We start from the raw sequence: 16,875 nt of genomic DNA on the forward strand, positions 1-16,875 counted from the left end.
TCGACGCGGCGCCCGGTCGCCTGCGATCCTCGCGCGGGCCGCTTTCAGGCCGCGTCCTGCGCCACCGCCCGGCGCAGGAACACCGGGCGATCCTCGACCTCGGTCAGATCGGCGCAAAAGCCATAGCCGCCGGTTGCGAAATCTCGCAGCGCGGCGGGATCGGTCAGCCGGTTCTGCACCACGAAGCGGGCCATCGCACCCCGCGCCTTCTTGGCAAAGAAGCTCACGATCTTCGGCCCGCCGGGGCGATCCTCCAGAAACACCGGTGTGACGACGCGGATCCCCAGCGTGGCCACCGGAACGGCCGCGAAATATTCCTGGCTGGCACAATTGACCAGAACCTCGCATCCCAGGTCCGCCGCGGTGGCAGTCAGCGCGCGCGCCAGAAGATCGCCCCACCAGGCATAAAGCGTCGCGCCACGCGGGTTGGCCAGCCGGGTGCCCATCTCAAGCCGATAGGGCTGGATCGCATCGCATGGCCGCAGCAACCCGTAAAGCCCCGAAAGGATCCGCAAATGGCTCTGCGCCCATTCGATCTCGTCGGGATCGAGCGATCGCGCTTCGAACCCGGCATAGGTATCGCCGGCAAAGCCAAACGCCGCTGGGCGCGTCGCCTCGGGGGCCGGGTCATCGGAGAACGCCGCAAACCGGTCGCGGTTCAGCATCGCCAATTGCGGGCTCAGCCCCATCAATGCCGCCAGATCGGCCGCCGACAGCCGCCGCGCCACATCGGCCAGTCGATTGGCCTCGGCCAGAAACGCCGGCCGGGTCGTCGTCAGGTCCGGAACCTCGGACCAGTCGAGCCGCTTTGCCGGAGAGATCACGACGAGCATGGTGGGCCTCCTGTCCTGCCTTCGCGGCCGACCATAGGCGGCCGGGCCGCGGGGTCCAGACCCGAACTTGCCATCACGACGCCTCGGCCAGCACCTGCAGGAAGGCCGCGCCGAAACGTTCGATCTTCTGCGCCTCCATGCCGGGGATCCGCGCCAGCGCATCGAGCGAACCGGGCCTGCGTTCGGCGATGTGGCGCAGGGTCGAGGGGGCGCAGCTCAGATACCGCCCGGCCCCGTCCGCACCGCGGATCAACCCGCTTTGCACCGCCTGCAGCCGGTCGAAAACCTCGCCGCCGCCGTTCGCCGCAAGCCGCCGCCGCGCCGGGTGCAACATCTGCACCTCGCCGGTGATGACCTCCAGGAACGTCGCGCCAAAACGTTCGAGCTTGGTCGCCCCGACCCCGTTGACGCCCGCCATCTCGTCGAGCGTTCCGGGCCGCCGCTCGGCCATCTCGATCAGCGTCCGGTCGGCGAAGATCACATAGGCCGGCACACCCGCCGCCTCGGCCAGCGCCCGCCGCTTCGCCTTCAGCGCCGACAGCAACGGCGCGTCCTCCTCGGCCACCTGCATCCGCACCGCAGGCCGCGCCGCGACCCGGGCCAGACTGTCCCGGCGCAGAACGATCCCCGCCTCGTCGCGCAGGATCGGCCGGGCCGCGTCGGTCATGCGCAGCCCGCCATGGCGCTCGGGGTCCGGCCGCACCAGATCGTGGCCCATCATCTGACGGAAGATCGCCTGCCATTGCGTGCGGTCGTATTCGCGCCCGACACCATAGGTCGGCAGCTTGTCGTGGCCGCGGGCGCGGATCTTGTCGGTATCCGCACCAAGCAGGATATCGATCAGATGCCCGGTGCCAAAGCTCTCGCCAGTGCGCAGGATTGCCGAAAGCGCCTTTCGCACCGCCATCGTGCCGTCAAACGTCTCGGGCGGCCGTTCGCAAAGATCACAATAGCCGCAAGGCTCGGGGCGCTGCTCGCCGAAATACCCCAGCAACGCCTGCCGCCGGCATGTCAGCGCCTCGGCCAGTCCCAGCAGCGCGTTCAACCGCACGTGGTCGGCCGCTTTGCGCTCGGTCGGGGCGGCGCCCTCGTCGATCTGGGACCGGCGCAGACGGATGTCGTCTGGCCCGTAAAGGGTCAGCGTCTCGGCCGGCGCCCCGTCGCGGCCGGCGCGCCCGATCTCCTGATAATAGGACTCGATCGATTTCGGCAGATCGGCATGGGCGACCCAGCGGATATCGGGCTTGTCGACCCCCATGCCGAAGGCGACGGTGGCCACGACGATCAGACCGTCCTCGGTCTGGAACCGTTCCTCGACCGCCCGGCGCGCCCCGGCCTCCATGCCGCCATGATAGTGACAGGCCGAATGCCCGGCCTCCCTCAGGGCCTGCGACAAGGTCTCGGTCTTGGCCCGGGTGCCGCAATAGACGATGCCCGACAGCCCGCGCCGGGCGGCCGCGAAATCGAGGATCTGGCGCCGCGGCTGGGCCTTGGCGGCAAAGGCAAGGTGCAGGTTCGGCCGGTCGAAGCCATGCAGGAACACCCGCGGCGCCAGACCGTCGAACAGCCGCGTGACGATTTCCTCGCGCGTCTCTTCATCGGCGGTGGCGGTAAACGCCGCCAGCGGAACATCGAGTTCGCGGCGCAGTTGGCCGATCCGCAGATAATCGGGGCGGAAATCGTGCCCCCACTGGCTGACGCAATGCGCCTCGTCGACCGCAATCATCGACACGCCGGCGCGCCGCAACCACCCGGTGATGCCGGCGGCCGCCAGCCGCTCCGGCGCCATGTAGAGCAGCTTCAACTGCCCTGCGGCCAGTGCCTGATGCACCGCCTCGGTCTCCTCGCCGGTGTTGCCCGAGGTCAACGCGCCCGCGGCGACCCCCGCCGCGCCGAGGCTGCGCACCTGATCCCGCATCAGCGCGATCAAGGGCGAGATCACCACAGTCACGCCGTCCCGGCACAGCGCCGGCAGCTGGAAACACAGCGACTTGCCGCCGCCCGTGGGCATGATCGCCAGAACGTTCTCGCCCGCCTCGACCGCCGAAACGATCTCGGCCTGCCCCGGGCGGAACGATTCGAATCCGAATACAGAGCGCAGAAGCGCGTCGGGAGAGGCTGCGGCCATGCCGGTCCTGCGGTTCTTTTCAGCTGCTCGTTATCCGGCGCATCCTCCCACAGCGGCTCCGGCGGGACAAGGCCCCGCCACCCTGCGGCAAAGGCCCTTCCCGGGTTTCTTCTTGGCCGAAATACCTCGGGGGAGTCGCGGCCCGCCGCGACGGGGGCAGCGCCCCCGACAGGCCCGGACCGCATCGTCCGGACCGACGGGCTCAGCGCAGGCCGAACAAGGTCGGAAGAACGATGTCGCGCAGCGCGATCAGGATCACGAAGGCGACCAGCGGGGCAAGATCGAGCGGCCGGGTGTCGGGCAGGATCGACCGGATCGGTCGATAGACCGGCTCGAGCAGCCGGTTCAGCCCGTCCCACAAGCCACGCACAAAAGGCTGACCATAGTTCAGCACGTTGAAGTTCAACAACCAGCTCATGATGATCTGGATGATCATGACGTAGAAGGCCAGGTTGAGGACAAGCCTCAGAATGTCATAGATCATGAATGCCATTGCGGCCTCCGTTCTGCACCGGGGTCGATGTAGGGCCCGGAGCGCCGGGGCGCAAGCGCCGCGACGCCAAGTCGTGCTTGACGCCGCACCCCGGCTGCGATTTCGCACCTGCGAAAGGACGTGCCATGTACCCGGTCATTCGCCTCGTCGCCCATGTCGCCCGGCATGGCCGCAACCCGCTTCCGCTCGACGGAACCCACATCGGCCACCACATCTGCTGGCCCTGGGACATCGACCCGTGGATGGAGCTGAACAATGGCCGCACGCTGACGCTCTACGACCTCGGCCGGGTGGCGATGTTCCACCGGATCGGGGCGGTGGCGGCGATGCGCCGCAACGGCTGGGCGCCTGCGGTCGCCGGCCTGTCTGTTCGCTTCCGCCGGCGGGTCAAGGTCTTTGCCCGGTTCGAGATGCGCTCCCGGATCGTCGGATGGGACGACAGGTTCTTCTATTCCGAACAGGGCATGGTGCGGGGCGGCGAATTCAGTTCGCACGCGCTGGTGCGGCTGGCGATAACCGATGGCAATGGCGCGGTGCCGACCGCACGGGTGCTGGCAGAACTTGGCGCGGATCCTGAAAGCCCGCCCCTGCCCGAATGGATCGCTGCCTGGATCGCCGCCGAGGCGCAGCGGCCCTGGCCGCCCGGGCTGTGAATCGCGGCCCGATTGCGCGAGGGCGGCAAAGCCGCTAACCCTCCCGCACCAGCCCGGAGCCACATCATGACCGACCCCGTCGCGCTTGCCGCCGATCTGATCCGCTGCCCTACGGTCACGCCCGAAGAGGGCGGCGCGCTGGTGCTGCTGGAGCGGCGGCTGTCGGAGGCGGGCTTCGCCTGCACGCGGGTCGACAGGGCCGGCACCCCGAACCTCTTCGCCCGCTGGGGCGCAAAGGGCGATCCCCGCAGCTTTGGCTTCAACGGCCATACCGACGTCGTGCCGGTGGGCGACAGGGCAGCCTGGAGTACCGATCCCTTCGGCGCCGAGGAACGCGCGGGATACCTCTGGGGCCGCGGAGCGAGCGACATGAAATCGGGCGTCGCGGCCTTCGTGGCCGCCGCCATCGACCTTGTCGGCAACACGCCCCCTGATGGCGCAATCCTGATCGCGATCACCGGCGACGAGGAGGGCGACGCGACCGATGGCACCGTGGCCTTGCTAGACTGGATGGCCGCCAATGGCGAGGCGATGACCGCCTGTCTGGTGGGAGAGCCGACCTGCCCGAACGTGATGGGCGAGATGATGAAGATCGGCCGCCGCGGTTCGATGACCGCTCGGTTCACCGCCCGCGGCGTGCAGGGCCATTCAGCCTATCCGCACCGGGCGAAGAACCCGGTCGCAGCCATCGCGCAGCTTGCGACCCGGCTCTGCGATCGCCGGCTCGACGAAGGTACCGCGCATTTCGACGCCTCGACCCTGGCGCTGACCACCATCGACACCGGCAACACGGCGACCAACGTGATCCCCGCGACCTGCCGCGCCACCGTCAACATCCGCTTCAACGACACCCACACCGGGGAGAGCCTTGCCGACTGGCTGCGGGCCGAGGCCGCGGCCGTCGCCGCCGAAACCGGCGTTGCAATCGAGACCGCCGTGACCGTCTCGGGCGAGGCGTTCCTGACCCCGCCGGGCGCGCTGTCGCAGCTTGTCGCCGACGCGGTCGAGGCCGAAACCGGCCGCCGGCCCGAACTGTCGACCTCGGGCGGCACCTCGGACGCGCGATTCATCAAGGATCACTGCCCGGTCGTCGAATTCGGTCTGGTGGGCGCCACCATGCATCAGGTCGACGAACGGGTCAGCACCGACCAGATCCGCCAGTTGAAGGCGATCTATGCCCGGATCCTGCAAACCTATTTCGCCCCGTGAACCGCCATCTGGTGGTCATGGTGAAGGAACCGCGCCCGGGCCGGGTCAAGACCCGGCTGGGGGCCGATATCGGCATGGTTCCGGCCGCCTGGTGGTCCCGCCACCAATGTGCAGCGCTGCTGCGCCGGTTGCAGGACCCGCGCTGGCAGCTCCGCCTCGCCGTCACCCCCGATGCCGAGGGCCTCGCCTCGCGGGTCTGGCCCGGTCAGTTGCCGCGCCTGCCGCAGGGCGCGGGCGATCTGGGCGACCGCATGGCGCGGATCTTTCGCAGCCTGCCCCCGGGACCAGCCGTCATCGTCGGCGCTGACATTCCAGAGATGGCGCCCCGCCACATCGCCCGCGCCTTCACCGCACTTGGTCCGGCCGAGGCGGTCCTCGGCCCCGCGCCCGACGGTGGCTACTGGCTGATCGGGCTCAAACGCAGTGCCCCGCCGCCACCCGCGCTGTTCGCGGGCGTCCGCTGGTCGACGCGCCACGCAATGGCCGACACGATGGCCAGCCTTGCGCCGCTGCGAGTCGCGCTGGCCGATACGCTCGCTGACGTCGACACCGCTTCCGACATGCGCTGAACGCATAAGGCCACCGCAGGGGTGGCCTTGTGCTGGCGCTGAGTCAGGTCAGCGTCCTTGCCGTCGTTCCGGCAGTCGTGCCGGTTCAGGCGACCTTGTTCGATTCCGTCAGGGCGAGGTGGTGAAAGTCGGCCCGGCTCAGGTTCAGGTCGGCCAGCTCGCGATCGCCCATCGAAGAAAGTTCATTGTAGGTCTGAACATAGGCCGCGTGGCGGCGGCGCCATGCCGCAAAGCCAGCCAGCAGGCGGTCAAGGCCCAGGACGGAAGAAATGGGGGCGGAGGCGACGTCGTACATGCTCATCTTCAAGATCCTCGATGTGCTTCTTGGGTTCTGGACGTTAACGCTAACATCCGTTGACCCCTAGATGCTCCCGAAGAGGCCCTGGGACAATCATCAGGTTTGTATTTCCCCTATGCGCTCAGCGCATGTCTAGCGGGAAGGGATCGGCACCTGGAACAGGCGCTCAGGCGCGCGCTGCCCCCAAGGTTGCGATCCCGAGCACATCGAGGACCTTTGCCTCGATGTCGGCGGCGTTCATGCCGGCCACCGCATACATGTCACGCGGGCTCGACTGGTCGATGAAGATGTCGGGCAGAACCATCGAGCGGAACTTGAGCCCGCGGTCGAACACGCCCTCTTCGGCCAGCAGTTGCGCCACATGGCTGCCGAATCCGCCGACAGCCCCTTCCTCGATGGTGATCAGCGCGTCATGGTCACGGGCCAGTTGCAGGATCAGATCGCGGTCGAGCGGCTTGGCAAACCGCGCATCGGCAATGGTCGGCACGATCCCGCGCCGCCCCAATGCCTCGGCCGCTTCCTCGACTTCCTTCAACCGCGTGCCGAAGGACAGGATCGCAACGCCCGAACCCTCGCGGATCATGCGGCCCTTGCCGATCTCAAGCGGCACGCCGCGTTCGGGCAGATCGACGCCCACCCCCTCGCCACGCGGAAAGCGGAAGGCGATGGGCCCGGCATCATGGGCAACCGCGGTCGCCACCATGTGCTTCAGTTCGGCCTCGTCGGCCGCCGCCATCACCACGAAACCGGGCAGGTTGGACAGGAAGGCCACGTCGAAGGCGCCGGCATGGGTCGCCCCGTCGGCGCCGACCAGGCCTGCCCGGTCGATGGCGAACCGCACCGGCAGCCGCTGGATCGCCACGTCATGGACGACCTGATCATATCCGCGCTGCAGGAAGGTCGAATAGAGCGCGCAGAACGGCTTCAGCCCGCCGGCCGCCTGGCCGGCGGCAAAGGTCACGGCGTGCTGTTCGGCGATGCCGACATCGAAACAGCGCGAGGGGTAGCGTTCGGCAAACAGGTTCAACCCGGTTCCGTCCGGCATCGCCGCGGTGATCGCGGTAATCCGGTCGTCGGTCGCGGCCTCTTGCAGCAGGCTCTGGGCGAAGACGCTGGTATAGCTCGGCGCATTCGACGGCGCCTTTGCCTGCGCGCCCGTCACCACGTCGAACTTGGAGACGCCATGGCCCTTGTCCTCGGCGGTCTCTGCCGGGGCATAGCCCTTGCCCTTCTTGGTGATCGCGTGGATCAGGATCGGCCCGTCAGCCCGCGCCTTGACCGTACGCAGAACCGACAGAAGCATGTCCATGTCATGGCCATCGATCGGGCCGATATAGTCAAAGCCCAGTTCCTCGAACAGCGTGCCGCCAATCGTGATGTGCTTGACCATGTCGCGCGCCCGCCGGGCGCCTTCATAGAAAGGGTGCGGCAACAGGCTGAGCGCGCCCTTGGCAGCCGCCTTCAGATCCTGGAACGGAGCGGCAGCGTAAAGCCGCGACAGATAGGACGACATCGCCCCCACGGGCGGCGCAATCGACATCTCGTTGTCGTTCAGAATCACGATCAGCCGCTTGTTCAGGTGGCCGGCGTTGTTCATCGCCTCAAAGGCCATGCCGGCGCTCATCGCCCCGTCGCCGATCACCGCGATGGCGTCGCCGATCCCGTCGGCCGGCTTGGCCCCCAGATCGCGCGCCGTGGCAAACCCCAGCGCGGCCGAGATCGAGGTCGAAGAATGGGCGGCGCCAAACGGGTCATAGGGCGATTCCGAGCGTTTGGTGAACCCGCTCAGCCCGTCCTTCTGGCGCAGGGTGCGGATCCGGTCGCGACGCCCGGTCAGGATCTTGTGGGGATAGCACTGGTGCGAGACATCCCAGATCAGCTTGTCGCGCGGCGTGTCGAAGACCGCGTGGATCGCCACGGTCAGCTCGACCACCCCGAGCCCCGCGCCAAGGTGGCCTCCGGTCTCGCTGACGGCGCTGATTGTCTCGATGCGCAACTCGTCCGCCAGGTCCGACAGTTCCTGATCGGTGAACCGTTTCAGATCGGCCGGAATATCGACCCTGTCGAGCAGGGGCGTGACTGGTCGTGTCACCATGGCTTCGGCCCTCCAACGACCGTCGCTGGCCCGCCATTCGCGCAGGAAGGCGGGGCCTAACTCTTGCGGGCGATGACGAAACGGGCGGCGGCCCGAAGATTGTCGGCATCGCTTCCGAATGCGGATAACGCTTTTTCCGCCTCTTCCACAAGGGCAGCGGCCCGGTCGCGCGCCGGTTCAAGCCCCAGAAGCGACACGAATGTGGCCTTTCCGGCGACGTCATCCTTGCGCAGGCGCTTGCCCGCGGCCGCCGCATCGCCCTCGATATCCAGAATGTCGTCGACGATCTGGAAGGCCAGCCCGAGCGCCGAGGCATAGCGGGTCATCGGCGCGGGATCGGCATAGGCCAGCCGCGCCCCTGCCTCGGCCGACCAGCGGATCAACGCCCCGGTCTTGTTGGCCTGCAGATCGGTGATCGCGGACAGGGTCAAGGGGGACGCGGCGGTTTCGGCCGCGATGTCCTGCGCCTGGCCCAGAACCATGCCCTGCGCCCCGGCCGCGCGCGCAAGCGAGGCAATCAGCGCCACCCTGACTGCGGGATCGGGCGCGCAGGCTTCGCGCGACAGCAGATCGAAGGCCAGCGTCTGCAACGCGTCGCCCGCGAGGATCGCCGTCGCCTCGTCCCATTTGACGTGGACGGTCGGATGGCCCCGGCGCAGGTCGTCATCGTCCATGGCCGGCAGGTCGTCATGCACCAGCGAATAGGCGTGCACGGCCTCGACCGCCGCCGCAGCCCAGACCGCCTGCGCCTCGGTCACGCCATGCAGCCTGGCGCTTTCGATCACCAGAAATCCGCGCAGCCCCTTGCCGCCGCGGCAGGCATAGCGCATCGCGGCAATGACGGGCTGGTCGGCATAGCCCGAAAGCTCTGCCTCGAGACAGGCCTCGACCCGTCCGGCCGCGGCATCCAGATTTTCACGGAAGTTCATTTCGCGTCGAACGGCACGGTGCCGGTGGGATTTCCCTCGGCATCCTGGGTGATGGCAGCGACCTTTTCCTCGGCGGCGCGCAGCTGCGCGTCACAGCGTTTCTTCAACGCATCGCCGCGTTCATAGAGCGCAATCGACTGTTCGAGCGGGGCATTGCCGCCTTCAAGCTCGCGCACCACCCGTTCAAGCTCTGCCATGGCTTCTTCGAAGCTCATCTGCTCCACCGGCTTGTCCGTCATCCGCTCCGCTCCATCAGTACCCGCACATGGGCCGCGACCCCGGCAGCCAGCGCTTGCAAATCATAGCCGCCTTCGAGAGTCGAGACCACGCGACCGCCGCAATGCCGCGCCGCGAGGTCGCAAAGCTCGTGTGTGATCCAGGCAAAATCCTCGGTCTCGAGTTCGAGTTGCGCCAGCGGATCGTCCTTGTGGGCATCGAACCCGGCCGAGATCAACAGCAGCTCCGGCGCGAAATCCTCCAACGCCGGCAGGATCTGCTGCTGCATCGCGCGACGGAACTCGACGCTGCCCGTGTGGGGCGCTAGCGGCACGTTCATGATGTTGCCACAACTTCCGGTCTCGTGCGCCGCCCCGGTGCCGGGAAACAGCGGCATCTCGTGGGTCGAGGCGAACAGCACCCGTTTCTCGTTCCACAGCAGGTCCTGGGTGCCGTTGCCATGGTGGACGTCGAAATCGACAATGGCGACGCGGCTCAGCCCGTGGTGGTCGAGCGCCCGCATGGCGCCAATGGCGATGTTTCCAAACAGACAGAACCCCATGGCGCGGCTCTTCTCGGCATGGTGCCCGGGCGGCCGTGTGGCGCAAAAGGCATTGCCGACCTCGCCCGCCATCACCGCATCGACCGCCGCCACCACGCCCCCGGCCGAACGCAGCGCCGCATCGAGGCTGCCGGTGGTCACGAAGGTGTCGGCGTCGAGGGATGTCCAGCCATGTTCGGGGATCGCCGCCTCGATCGAGGCCACGTAGGCCGCGGGATGCACCCTCAGCAGCTCGGATCGTGCCGCCTGCGGCGCCTCGCGCCACTCCAGCGCGTCGAACTCCGGCCGGGTCATGGCCAGCAGGATCGCCTGCAGCCGGTCAACCCGTTCGGGGTGCCCCTCCGGCGTCACATGCCGCAGACATTCGGCATGGGTAAACAATGCTGTTGTCATCGGGGCCCTCCCTTCCCGTCCGATCCGCCCGCGCGACCCGGCTTCACTCCCTTGGCGCAGATCGCGAGCCTAATCCGGATCGCGTCCCCCCGACAATGTCCCGATCTAGTCCGGGGCGAGCATATAGCCCGCGCCCCGCACCGTCTGCAGATAGCGCGGCTGCTTCGGGTCGGTCTCGATCTTGCGGCGCAGCCGGGTGATCTGCACGTCGACCGCGCGTTCCTGCGCCTGATCGCCATCGCGCCCCAGATCCTCGACCAGACGGCTGCGGCTGATCGGCTCGGCCGGATGGGCCGAGAAGATCCGCATCAACAACGCCTCGGTCGCGGTCAGCCGCACCTGGGTATCGCCGCGCCACAGCTCGCCCTTTTCGATGTCATAACGCACCTGCCCCAGATGCAGCACCTTGGGACCGGGATCGACCCGCTCCTCGGCCGGCATTCGCCGCAGGATCGCATTGATCCGCAGCAGCAGTTCGCGCGGTTCGAAAGGCTTCGGCAGATAATCGTCGGCCCCGGCCTCGAGCCCGGCAATCCGGTCGGCGGTGTCGCCCCGCGCCGTCAACAGAAGGATCGGCGTCGCAATCTTCCCGCGCAGGCTGGAGGTCAGGCTGATCCCGTCCTCGCCCGGCATCATCACGTCGAGCACGATCAGATCGAATTCGAGCCCCGCCAGCAGCCGCCGCGCATGACCCGCGTCGCGCGCCGCGCTGACGAGGAAGCCGCTGCGAATCAGGAACTTCTGCAACAGCGTCCGAATCCGCTCATCGTCATCGACGATCAGCAGATGCGGCGCGACCTCCCCTGTCGCAGCGATGTCGCTCATTGTCCGCTCTCCACAAGACCCTGATAGCGTCGTCGCATCTCGGGGTCCATCATCGCCTCGAGGACGGTGCGAAAGCCCGCCACCGCCTCGGGCCCGGCATGGCGGAAGGCATCGCGCATCCGCGCCCGCTGCGCCGTGCCAAGCTCGCGCTCCAGCGCCTCGCCGGCATCGGTCAGAAACAGGTGCCGCTCGCGCTTGTCGCGGGTGCCGATCCGGCTTTCGACCAGACCGTCCTCGATCAGCGACCGCAGCACCCGGTTCAGCGACTGCTTGGTGACGCCAAGGATCGCCAGCAGGTTGTTGACGGTGGTGCCGGGCGAGCGGTGGATGAAATGCACGGCCCGGTGATGCGCCCTTCCATAGCCGCGCGCCTCGAGGATCCGGTCCGGATCGGCCGTGAATCCCTTGTAGGCGAAGAACATCGCCTCGATTGCCTTGCGCAATTGTTCGTCTGTCAGAAACAGCAGCGTCTCGCCCCGCTGCCCTCCGCCACCCGGACCATCTGCCATCTGTCGCCTCGCGCGGTTCCCCGACTGGTTCATGGTCTTCAACTTTTATGTCAGCCTTGTTGACATTGCTAGGGGCAACTGCTAGCTCCCGTCCAGAAATTGCGCAAGAAACCGTCCGGTTCGGACATAATTTGCGCAACTTTCGAAAACATGGCCAAGGAGTGACGGAAATGGCTGGCGCATATGACGATCGTGACGGAGTCATCTGGATGGACGGGCAACTCGTGCCCTGGCGCTCGGCGAACGTCCACGTACTGACCCATGCGCTGCACTATGCCTCTTCGGTCTTCGAGGGCGAGCGTTGCTACAACGGCAAGATCTTCAAGGGCGTCGAGCATTCCGCCCGGCTTCTGCGCTCGGGCCAGCTGCTGGATATGGAAATCCCCTATTCGGTCGAGCAGATCGAGAAGGCCAAATACGACATGCTCGCCGCCAACGGCTGGACCGACGCCTATGTCCGCGCCGTCGCCTTCCGGGGTGCGGGCAGCGACATGGGGGTCAGTTCCTCGCACAACCCGGTCAGGATGGCCGTCGCGGGCTGGGAATGGGGCGCCTATTATGGCGACGCCAAGATGAAGGGCGCCAAGCTCGACATCGCAAAATGGAAACGGCCCTCGCCAGAAACCATCCCGACCGCCGCCAAGGCCGCAGGGCTTTACATGATCTGCACCATGTCCAAGCACGCGGCCGAGGCCAAGGGCTGCTCGGACGCGATGTTCTTCGACTTCCGCGGCTATGTCGCCGAGGCCACCGGCGCGAACATCTTCTTCGTCCGCGATGGCGAGGTGCATACCCCCGATCCCGACTGCATCCTGAACGGCATCACCCGTCAGACCGTGATCGGCATGTTGCGCGACAAGGGCATCACCGTGCACGAGCGCTATATCGAACCGGGCGAGCTTGAAAGCTTCCAGCAATGCTGGCTGACCGGGACCGCAGCCGAGGTGACGCCGGTGGGCCAGATCGGCGACTACAATTTCGAGGTCGGCGCGCTGACCCGCGACATTGCGGCCGACTACGAAAAGCTGGTGCGCAGCTGATCCTGCCCGGCGGTTAACCTGAAATTGGCGACTCGGGGTCCAGTGTCCGCACCATGGACCCCGATCCTCTCCCCTTCGGCCCCAGACGCCAGATTTCCACCCTCGCAGCGCTCGTCGTCGCGGCGGCGACGCCGGCAACGCTGGCGCTCAGCTACTACCATCTGACCGGCGATCCGGCCTTCCGGCCGCTGGCGCTGACGGTCGACCGTCTCGCCGATTTCGGCCAGGTGACCGACGGCGTGGTCATCCGCGCCGTGATCCGCTTCGACGCCACCGAAAATTCAAAAGCCGCCGCGCTGACCTTCGCCCAGCTTGTGCACGGGTCATTCTATGCCAAGGGGATCGAAGCGCGGGTCTCGATCCTGCCGGTTCCGGGATCCGGGCCGCCGACCGTCACCTTTCAGGTGGCGAATGGCCGCTATGGCCCGTTTCCGGCCAGCACGGCCGCAACCGGGATTGAAAGTGCCCTGCAGGCATTTCACCTCGCCGAAGGCTGGTATGCCGAACGGACTGCTGAATAGCCATCGCTGGTTCAGACCGCACGTCAGTCGCAGTGCGGCCTGCAGGTCTAGGTCACGACGACGCCAGGGCGTCGCGCTCGATCCTCAGGAATGCCTTGTTGCGAAGTGCCGCGTTCATCGGCCCCTTGGACCGCCGCAGCAAGACTTGCGCGGCCCGGCTCGACCCTTCGGGGCCGTTCCGGCGCAGGACCGCGGCATAGGGCGCAACGCGACTTGTCATGCTCTGACGCGGTCGATCCAGAATATGCTTTGCCATGTGTTCCTCCGTCGTGGCTGAGGATACAGTCTATCAGATGCGCGGGTCATGCGGAACCGTCTTGGCGGGGTCCAGCCGGTCGCAGGCCCAGCGCGCCGCGTCGGCAACCGCAGGGTCCGGGTCATCGCAATGCCGCGCCGCGACGGCGTGCAGCTCCGGCACACCGGAATTGCCGATTGCATAGAGCACATTGCGCAGCATCCGGTCGCGGCCGATCCGCTTGATCGGACTGCCCGAAAACCGCGCCCGAAACCCGGCGTCGTCCAGCGCGGCCAGCTCGGCCAACGGCGGCGCCTGCAGGTCTTGGCGCTGCGAGTGCCGGATTTCGCCCGCCTCGACCGCGAACTTGTTCCAGGGGCAGGCCGCAAGGCAATCGTCGCAGCCATAGATCCGGTTTCCCATCAGCGGGCGAAGATCCTCGGCCACCGGCCCCCTGTGCTCGATCGTCAGGTACGAGATGCAGCGCCGCGCATCCATCCGGTAGGGCGCGACAAAGGCCTGCGTCGGACAGGCGTCCAGACAGGCCCGGCAGGATCCGCAATGATCCGCCTCGGCCGCATCCTCGGTCAGATCCAGCGTCGTGAAGATCGTGCCGATGAAGAACCAGTTGCCGAGCTCGCGGCTGACCAGATTGGTGTGCTTGCCCTGCCACCCCAATCCGGCCGCCTGCGCCAGCGGCTTCTCGGCCACGGGCGCGGTATCGACAAAGACCTTCACCTCGCCGCCCGCCTCGGCGATCAGCCAGCGCGCCAGCCGCTTCAGCCGCTTCTTGACCAGATCGTGATAATCCTTGCCCCGCGCATAGACCGACACGACCCCGGTTTCGGGCTGCTCCAACCCGGCCCGGGGATCGCTCTCGGGGGTATAGCTCTCGGCCAGCACCACGATCGAGCGCACCGCGGGCCACAGCGCCGTGGGATCGCCCCGCCACGCCATCCGCTCGGCCAGCCACTGCATCTGGCCGTGAAAACCGCGATCGACGAATTCGGCCAGATCGGCGGGAACCTGCCCGATGGACCCCGGCTTGCAGACCCGCATCAGGGCGAACCCCTCGGCCCGCGCCTGCGCCTCAAGCCGCAGCTTCAGCGCGCTCACGACCCCGCGCCTTCTTCTGTTCGGAAATATCCTCGGGGGGGGGACCGGTGGCACACCGGGCCGGGGGGCAGACAGCCCCCCTGCGCGACCCGGATCTCAGAAATCCAGATCGGCGTACTGGACCGACGGCGGAAACCCCGGCACCTGATCGGCCAGCAGCCCGCGAAAGGCCGGGCGCGACTTGATCTTGGCATACCAGTCCCTGACATTTGCGCTGCGGTTCCAGTCGACGTCGCTGATATAGTCGAGCGCCGACAGATGCGCCGCCGCGGCAAAATCGGCAATCGACATCTGGTCGCCCGCCAGCCAGCGCCGCTGATCCAGCAACCAGGTCATGTAATCGAGATGATACTTGATCGCCTTGGAGCCAGCCTTGACGTTCCGGCTCTCGGGATAGCCCTGTTTGGTCAGCTTCTTGTTGACCCGCTCATAGAGCAGGTTTGCCGTCACTTCGTGGTGAAACTTGTCGTCGAACCAGGCGCAGATCCGCCGCACCTCGTAACGTGCGTCCGGCGCCTCGGGCATCAGCCGGGGATCGGGATAGACCTCTTCAAGGTATTCGCAGATCGCCTGGCTTTCCGACATGACCCGCCCGTCCATCCGCAGCACGGGCACCTTGCCCGCGGGATTGCGGCGCAGGAACTCCGCATCGCGCTCCCAGTATCGTTCCTCGACCAGTTCCACCTCGATCTTCTTCTCGGCCAGGACCAGCCGGACCTTGCGACAGAACGGCGAGAGGGGAACGTGATACAGTCGGTTCATGGGTGGTTTCCAAAGGATAGCAACATCTTTTCTTGCCGCGACGGCAAAGGATTTTCAATCCTTGAAACAGGCGTTCCGCCCATCGGCGGCAATCGTGCGGGCACCATCGGCAATGGCGGCGGTGCGTTTTCGCAACCAGGCGGTCGGACGGGCGGCATCCCGCCCCTTGGGGTCGGGCAGCACTGCCGCGATCCGCGCCGCCTCGACCAGGGTCAGCTCTGCCGGCGGGACACCGAAATAGGTCTGCGCCGCGGCCTCGATGCCGAATACGGCGCGGTCCATCTCGGCGACGTTGAGATAGATCTCGAGGATCCGCCGCTTCGGCCAGACCAGTTCCACCACCGGCGTGATGACGGTCTCGAGCGCCTTGCGGATCCAGCTTCGCCCCTGCCAGAGGAACACGTTCTTGACCGTCTGCTGGGTGATGGTCGAGGCGCCGCGCCTGGCACCGTCATCGAGCGCGGTGCGGATCGCCCCCATGTCGAACCCCCAGTGAAGGCAGAAATTGGCATCCTCGGCCGCCACGAATGCCAGCGGCACGTCGCGACCCATCTGCTCGAAGGGCACCCATTGCTGTTCGACCCCGCCAAGCCGGCGGCCATCGGCCCAGATCGTGTGGGTGATCGGCGGGTTCACCCAGCGATAGGCCACAATCAGCAAAAGCAGCAGAACGACCGGCGCCAGCGCCAGTCGCAGCGCCCATTTGCGCCCGCGCCGCCACAGCGATCGCGCGCGCACCGCGACCACCGGGGTCGCGGCCTTAGCCTGCTTTTTCTGTGTCTTTGTTGCCCGTGCCACGGCCACCTCTTGCCGTGTGCGGCGCGGCCCCGTCAAGCCGGTTCCTCACCGGGAGAACGGACCGGGCCTGCCGCCCGGACCGTCCCAGATCAGATTTGTCCGTTCACGACGCGTCGGCGTTGCCGGCTTCCAGCACCGCACGCAGCGCATCTTCGCTTTCCGCACTGAGCGAGGTCTGCAGGACCTTGCCCTTGCCGTGGAATTCGCTCAGCTGTTCCAGAACCTTGTCGCCGGTCACCTTGCGGACCAGCACGAACAGCGCCGAGCCGCCGTTTTTAAGGTTGTTGCCGAGGTCCTTCATGAACTTGTCGTTGATCCCGACATCGGACAGCGCGCCCGCAAGCGCGCCCGAGCCTGCACCGACGGCAAGGCCGAGCAGCGGGTTGAGGAACAGCACGCCGATCAGCAGGCCCCAGAACGAGCCGCCCATCGCGCCGGCGGCGGTCAGGTTGGTTGCCTGATGCAGCTTGACCTTGCCACTGTCGTCGCGGGTGACGACGACGGCGTCCTCCATCTCGATCAGGTATTCCTTCTGCAGCTTTACCAGCTCGGCGCGCATCGCAAACGCGGTCGCTTCGTCGTCGAATGTCACAACTACCAGATCGGACATGGCTTTCTCCCTCTATGACCAACGGTGTGTTCCGTGAGGCGGCCCAGCACAGGAACCGCGTGGCGAAGCGATGACACAGCC

At 66.9% G+C, this 16,875-nt stretch carries 20 protein-coding genes; 5 read left to right on the forward strand and 15 right to left on the reverse strand.

Going from position 1 to position 16,875, the window contains the following annotated elements:
* Positions 1-44 precede the first annotated feature (44 nt).
* The 3 genes from yaaA to DQG17_RS10425 all read right to left on the reverse strand — a co-directional run bounded on the left by yaaA (position 45) and on the right by DQG17_RS10425 (position 3,445).
* Positions 45-833 carry a peroxide stress protein YaaA gene (yaaA, locus tag DQG17_RS10415; RefSeq protein ID WP_116132784.1) on the reverse strand — a complete coding sequence of 263 codons (789 nt, stop codon included), beginning with the start codon at positions 831-833 and terminating at the stop codon, positions 45-47.
* A 73-nt stretch (positions 834-906) separates the two neighbouring features.
* Positions 907-2,961 carry a DNA helicase RecQ gene (gene recQ, locus DQG17_RS10420; protein ID WP_116132785.1) on the reverse strand — a complete coding sequence of 685 codons (2,055 nt, stop codon included), beginning with the start codon at positions 2,959-2,961 and terminating at the stop codon, positions 907-909.
* A gap of 202 nt (positions 2,962-3,163) precedes the next feature.
* Positions 3,164-3,445 carry a YggT family protein gene (locus DQG17_RS10425; protein WP_116133155.1) on the reverse strand — a complete coding sequence of 94 codons (282 nt, stop codon included), beginning with the start codon at positions 3,443-3,445 and terminating at the stop codon, positions 3,164-3,166.
* 134 nt (positions 3,446-3,579) lie between these two features.
* Between DQG17_RS10425 and DQG17_RS10430 the strand changes: the two genes are divergently transcribed.
* The 3 genes from DQG17_RS10430 (at position 3,580) to DQG17_RS10440 (ending at position 5,885) form a co-directional block, all read left to right on the forward strand.
* Positions 3,580-4,107 carry an acyl-CoA thioesterase gene (locus DQG17_RS10430; protein ID WP_116132786.1) on the forward strand — a complete coding sequence of 176 codons (528 nt, stop codon included), beginning with the start codon at positions 3,580-3,582 and terminating at the stop codon, positions 4,105-4,107.
* Positions 4,108-4,170: 63 nt separating this feature from the next.
* A complete protein-coding gene (gene dapE / locus DQG17_RS10435; protein WP_116133156.1) occupies positions 4,171-5,316 on the forward strand; it encodes a succinyl-diaminopimelate desuccinylase in 1,146 nt (381 codons plus the stop codon).
* A complete protein-coding gene (locus DQG17_RS10440; protein ID WP_116132787.1) occupies positions 5,313-5,885 on the forward strand; it encodes a TIGR04282 family arsenosugar biosynthesis glycosyltransferase in 573 nt (190 codons plus the stop codon). The genes dapE and DQG17_RS10440 overlap by 4 nt, the downstream gene beginning before the upstream one ends.
* An 85-nt stretch (positions 5,886-5,970) precedes the next feature.
* Here the strand turns inward: DQG17_RS10440 and DQG17_RS10445 are convergent, their stop codons facing one another.
* The 7 genes from DQG17_RS10445 to DQG17_RS10475 all read right to left on the reverse strand — a co-directional run bounded on the left by DQG17_RS10445 (position 5,971) and on the right by DQG17_RS10475 (position 11,712).
* A complete protein-coding gene (locus DQG17_RS10445) occupies positions 5,971-6,180 on the reverse strand; it encodes a DUF1127 domain-containing protein (protein ID WP_157973579.1) in 210 nt (69 codons plus the stop codon).
* 169 nt (positions 6,181-6,349) lie between these two features.
* Positions 6,350-8,278 (reverse strand): 1-deoxy-D-xylulose-5-phosphate synthase, encoded by a 1,929-nt coding sequence (dxs, locus tag DQG17_RS10450; protein ID WP_116132789.1) that lies wholly within the window; start codon positions 8,276-8,278, stop codon positions 6,350-6,352.
* 56 nt (positions 8,279-8,334) lie between these two features.
* Entirely contained in the window at positions 8,335-9,207 is an 873-nt protein-coding gene (locus tag DQG17_RS10455; protein ID WP_116132790.1) for a polyprenyl synthetase family protein, read from the reverse strand.
* Positions 9,204-9,446, reverse strand: coding sequence for an exodeoxyribonuclease VII small subunit (locus DQG17_RS10460; protein WP_116132791.1), 243 nt, complete (start codon positions 9,444-9,446; stop codon positions 9,204-9,206). The genes DQG17_RS10455 and DQG17_RS10460 overlap by 4 nt, the downstream gene beginning before the upstream one ends.
* The gene (locus DQG17_RS10465) at positions 9,443-10,378 is read right to left on the reverse strand and encodes a histone deacetylase family protein (protein ID WP_116132792.1); all 936 of its coding nucleotides are present in this window, start codon (positions 10,376-10,378) and stop codon (positions 9,443-9,445) included. Before DQG17_RS10465 ends, DQG17_RS10460 begins: the two co-directional genes overlap by 4 nt.
* A 105-nt stretch (positions 10,379-10,483) precedes the next feature.
* Positions 10,484-11,203, reverse strand: coding sequence for a response regulator (locus DQG17_RS10470; RefSeq protein WP_116132793.1), 720 nt, complete (start codon positions 11,201-11,203; stop codon positions 10,484-10,486).
* Positions 11,200-11,712 carry a MarR family winged helix-turn-helix transcriptional regulator gene (locus DQG17_RS10475; RefSeq protein ID WP_116132794.1) on the reverse strand — a complete coding sequence of 171 codons (513 nt, stop codon included), beginning with the start codon at positions 11,710-11,712 and terminating at the stop codon, positions 11,200-11,202. Before DQG17_RS10475 ends, DQG17_RS10470 begins: the two co-directional genes overlap by 4 nt.
* A gap of 170 nt (positions 11,713-11,882) precedes the next feature.
* On the opposite strand from DQG17_RS10475, the gene DQG17_RS10480 reads away from it, so the two are divergent.
* Together DQG17_RS10480 and DQG17_RS10485 are read left to right on the forward strand one after the other, a co-directional pair.
* A complete protein-coding gene (locus DQG17_RS10480; protein ID WP_116132795.1) occupies positions 11,883-12,752 on the forward strand; it encodes a branched-chain amino acid aminotransferase in 870 nt (289 codons plus the stop codon).
* Between the two features lie 53 nt (positions 12,753-12,805).
* The gene (locus DQG17_RS10485; protein ID WP_116132796.1) at positions 12,806-13,273 is read left to right on the forward strand and encodes a hypothetical protein; all 468 of its coding nucleotides are present in this window, start codon (positions 12,806-12,808) and stop codon (positions 13,271-13,273) included.
* A gap of 52 nt (positions 13,274-13,325) precedes the next feature.
* Here DQG17_RS10485 and DQG17_RS10490 read toward each other — a convergent pair whose 3' ends face one another.
* The 5 genes from DQG17_RS10490 to DQG17_RS10510 all read right to left on the reverse strand — a co-directional run bounded on the left by DQG17_RS10490 (position 13,326) and on the right by DQG17_RS10510 (position 16,794).
* Positions 13,326-13,529, reverse strand: a complete 204-nt coding sequence (locus tag DQG17_RS10490) for a hypothetical protein (protein ID WP_116132797.1) — start codon at positions 13,527-13,529, stop codon at positions 13,326-13,328.
* A gap of 33 nt (positions 13,530-13,562) precedes the next feature.
* Positions 13,563-14,624: a tRNA epoxyqueuosine(34) reductase QueG gene (gene queG / locus DQG17_RS10495; protein WP_116132798.1), complete on the reverse strand. Its 1,062-nt coding sequence runs from the start codon at positions 14,622-14,624 to the stop codon at positions 13,563-13,565.
* Positions 14,625-14,720: 96 nt separating this feature from the next.
* Positions 14,721-15,386, reverse strand: a complete 666-nt coding sequence (locus tag DQG17_RS10500; RefSeq protein WP_116132799.1) for a glutathione S-transferase family protein — start codon at positions 15,384-15,386, stop codon at positions 14,721-14,723.
* A gap of 54 nt (positions 15,387-15,440) precedes the next feature.
* Positions 15,441-16,184 carry a monofunctional biosynthetic peptidoglycan transglycosylase gene (gene mtgA, locus DQG17_RS10505; RefSeq protein WP_369908013.1) on the reverse strand — a complete coding sequence of 248 codons (744 nt, stop codon included), beginning with the start codon at positions 16,182-16,184 and terminating at the stop codon, positions 15,441-15,443.
* 103 nt (positions 16,185-16,287) lie between these two features.
* Positions 16,288-16,794, reverse strand: a complete 507-nt coding sequence (locus DQG17_RS10510; protein WP_116132801.1) for a DUF1269 domain-containing protein — start codon at positions 16,792-16,794, stop codon at positions 16,288-16,290.
* Positions 16,795-16,875 lie beyond the last annotated feature (81 nt).

This window comes from Tropicimonas sp. IMCC34043, assembly GCF_003390845.1.
GTDB lineage: Bacteria > Pseudomonadota > Alphaproteobacteria > Rhodobacterales > Rhodobacteraceae > Tropicimonas.

Bases quoted from the DNA above. Each gene is read 5' to 3' on its own strand.
- DQG17_RS10465 (WP_116132792.1), bottom strand. From the start codon at position 10,378: ATGACAACAGCATTGTTTACCCATGCCGAATGTCTGCGGCATGTGACG.
- recQ (WP_116132785.1), bottom strand. From the start codon at position 2,961: ATGGCCGCAGCCTCTCCCGACGCGCTTCTGCGCTCTGTATTCGGATTC.
- DQG17_RS10430 (WP_116132786.1), top strand. From the start codon at position 3,580: ATGTACCCGGTCATTCGCCTCGTCGCCCATGTCGCCCGGCATGGCCGC.
- DQG17_RS10425 (WP_116133155.1), bottom strand. From the start codon at position 3,445: ATGATCTATGACATTCTGAGGCTTGTCCTCAACCTGGCCTTCTACGTC.
- DQG17_RS10460 (WP_116132791.1), bottom strand. From the start codon at position 9,446: ATGACGGACAAGCCGGTGGAGCAGATGAGCTTCGAAGAAGCCATGGCA.
- DQG17_RS10500 (WP_116132799.1), bottom strand. From the start codon at position 15,386: ATGAACCGACTGTATCACGTTCCCCTCTCGCCGTTCTGTCGCAAGGTC.
- DQG17_RS10470 (WP_116132793.1), bottom strand. From the start codon at position 11,203: ATGAGCGACATCGCTGCGACAGGGGAGGTCGCGCCGCATCTGCTGATC.
- yaaA (WP_116132784.1), bottom strand. From the start codon at position 833: ATGCTCGTCGTGATCTCTCCGGCAAAGCGGCTCGACTGGTCCGAGGTT.
- DQG17_RS10480 (WP_116132795.1), top strand. From the start codon at position 11,883: ATGGCTGGCGCATATGACGATCGTGACGGAGTCATCTGGATGGACGGG.
- dxs (WP_116132789.1), bottom strand. From the start codon at position 8,278: ATGGTGACACGACCAGTCACGCCCCTGCTCGACAGGGTCGATATTCCG.
- DQG17_RS10475 (WP_116132794.1), bottom strand. From the start codon at position 11,712: ATGGCAGATGGTCCGGGTGGCGGAGGGCAGCGGGGCGAGACGCTGCTG.
- DQG17_RS10485 (WP_116132796.1), top strand. From the start codon at position 12,806: ATGGACCCCGATCCTCTCCCCTTCGGCCCCAGACGCCAGATTTCCACC.
- DQG17_RS10455 (WP_116132790.1), bottom strand. From the start codon at position 9,207: ATGAACTTCCGTGAAAATCTGGATGCCGCGGCCGGACGGGTCGAGGCC.
- DQG17_RS10490 (WP_116132797.1), bottom strand. From the start codon at position 13,529: ATGGCAAAGCATATTCTGGATCGACCGCGTCAGAGCATGACAAGTCGC.
- DQG17_RS10445 (WP_157973579.1), bottom strand. From the start codon at position 6,180: ATGTACGACGTCGCCTCCGCCCCCATTTCTTCCGTCCTGGGCCTTGAC.
- DQG17_RS10510 (WP_116132801.1), bottom strand. From the start codon at position 16,794: ATGTCCGATCTGGTAGTTGTGACATTCGACGACGAAGCGACCGCGTTT.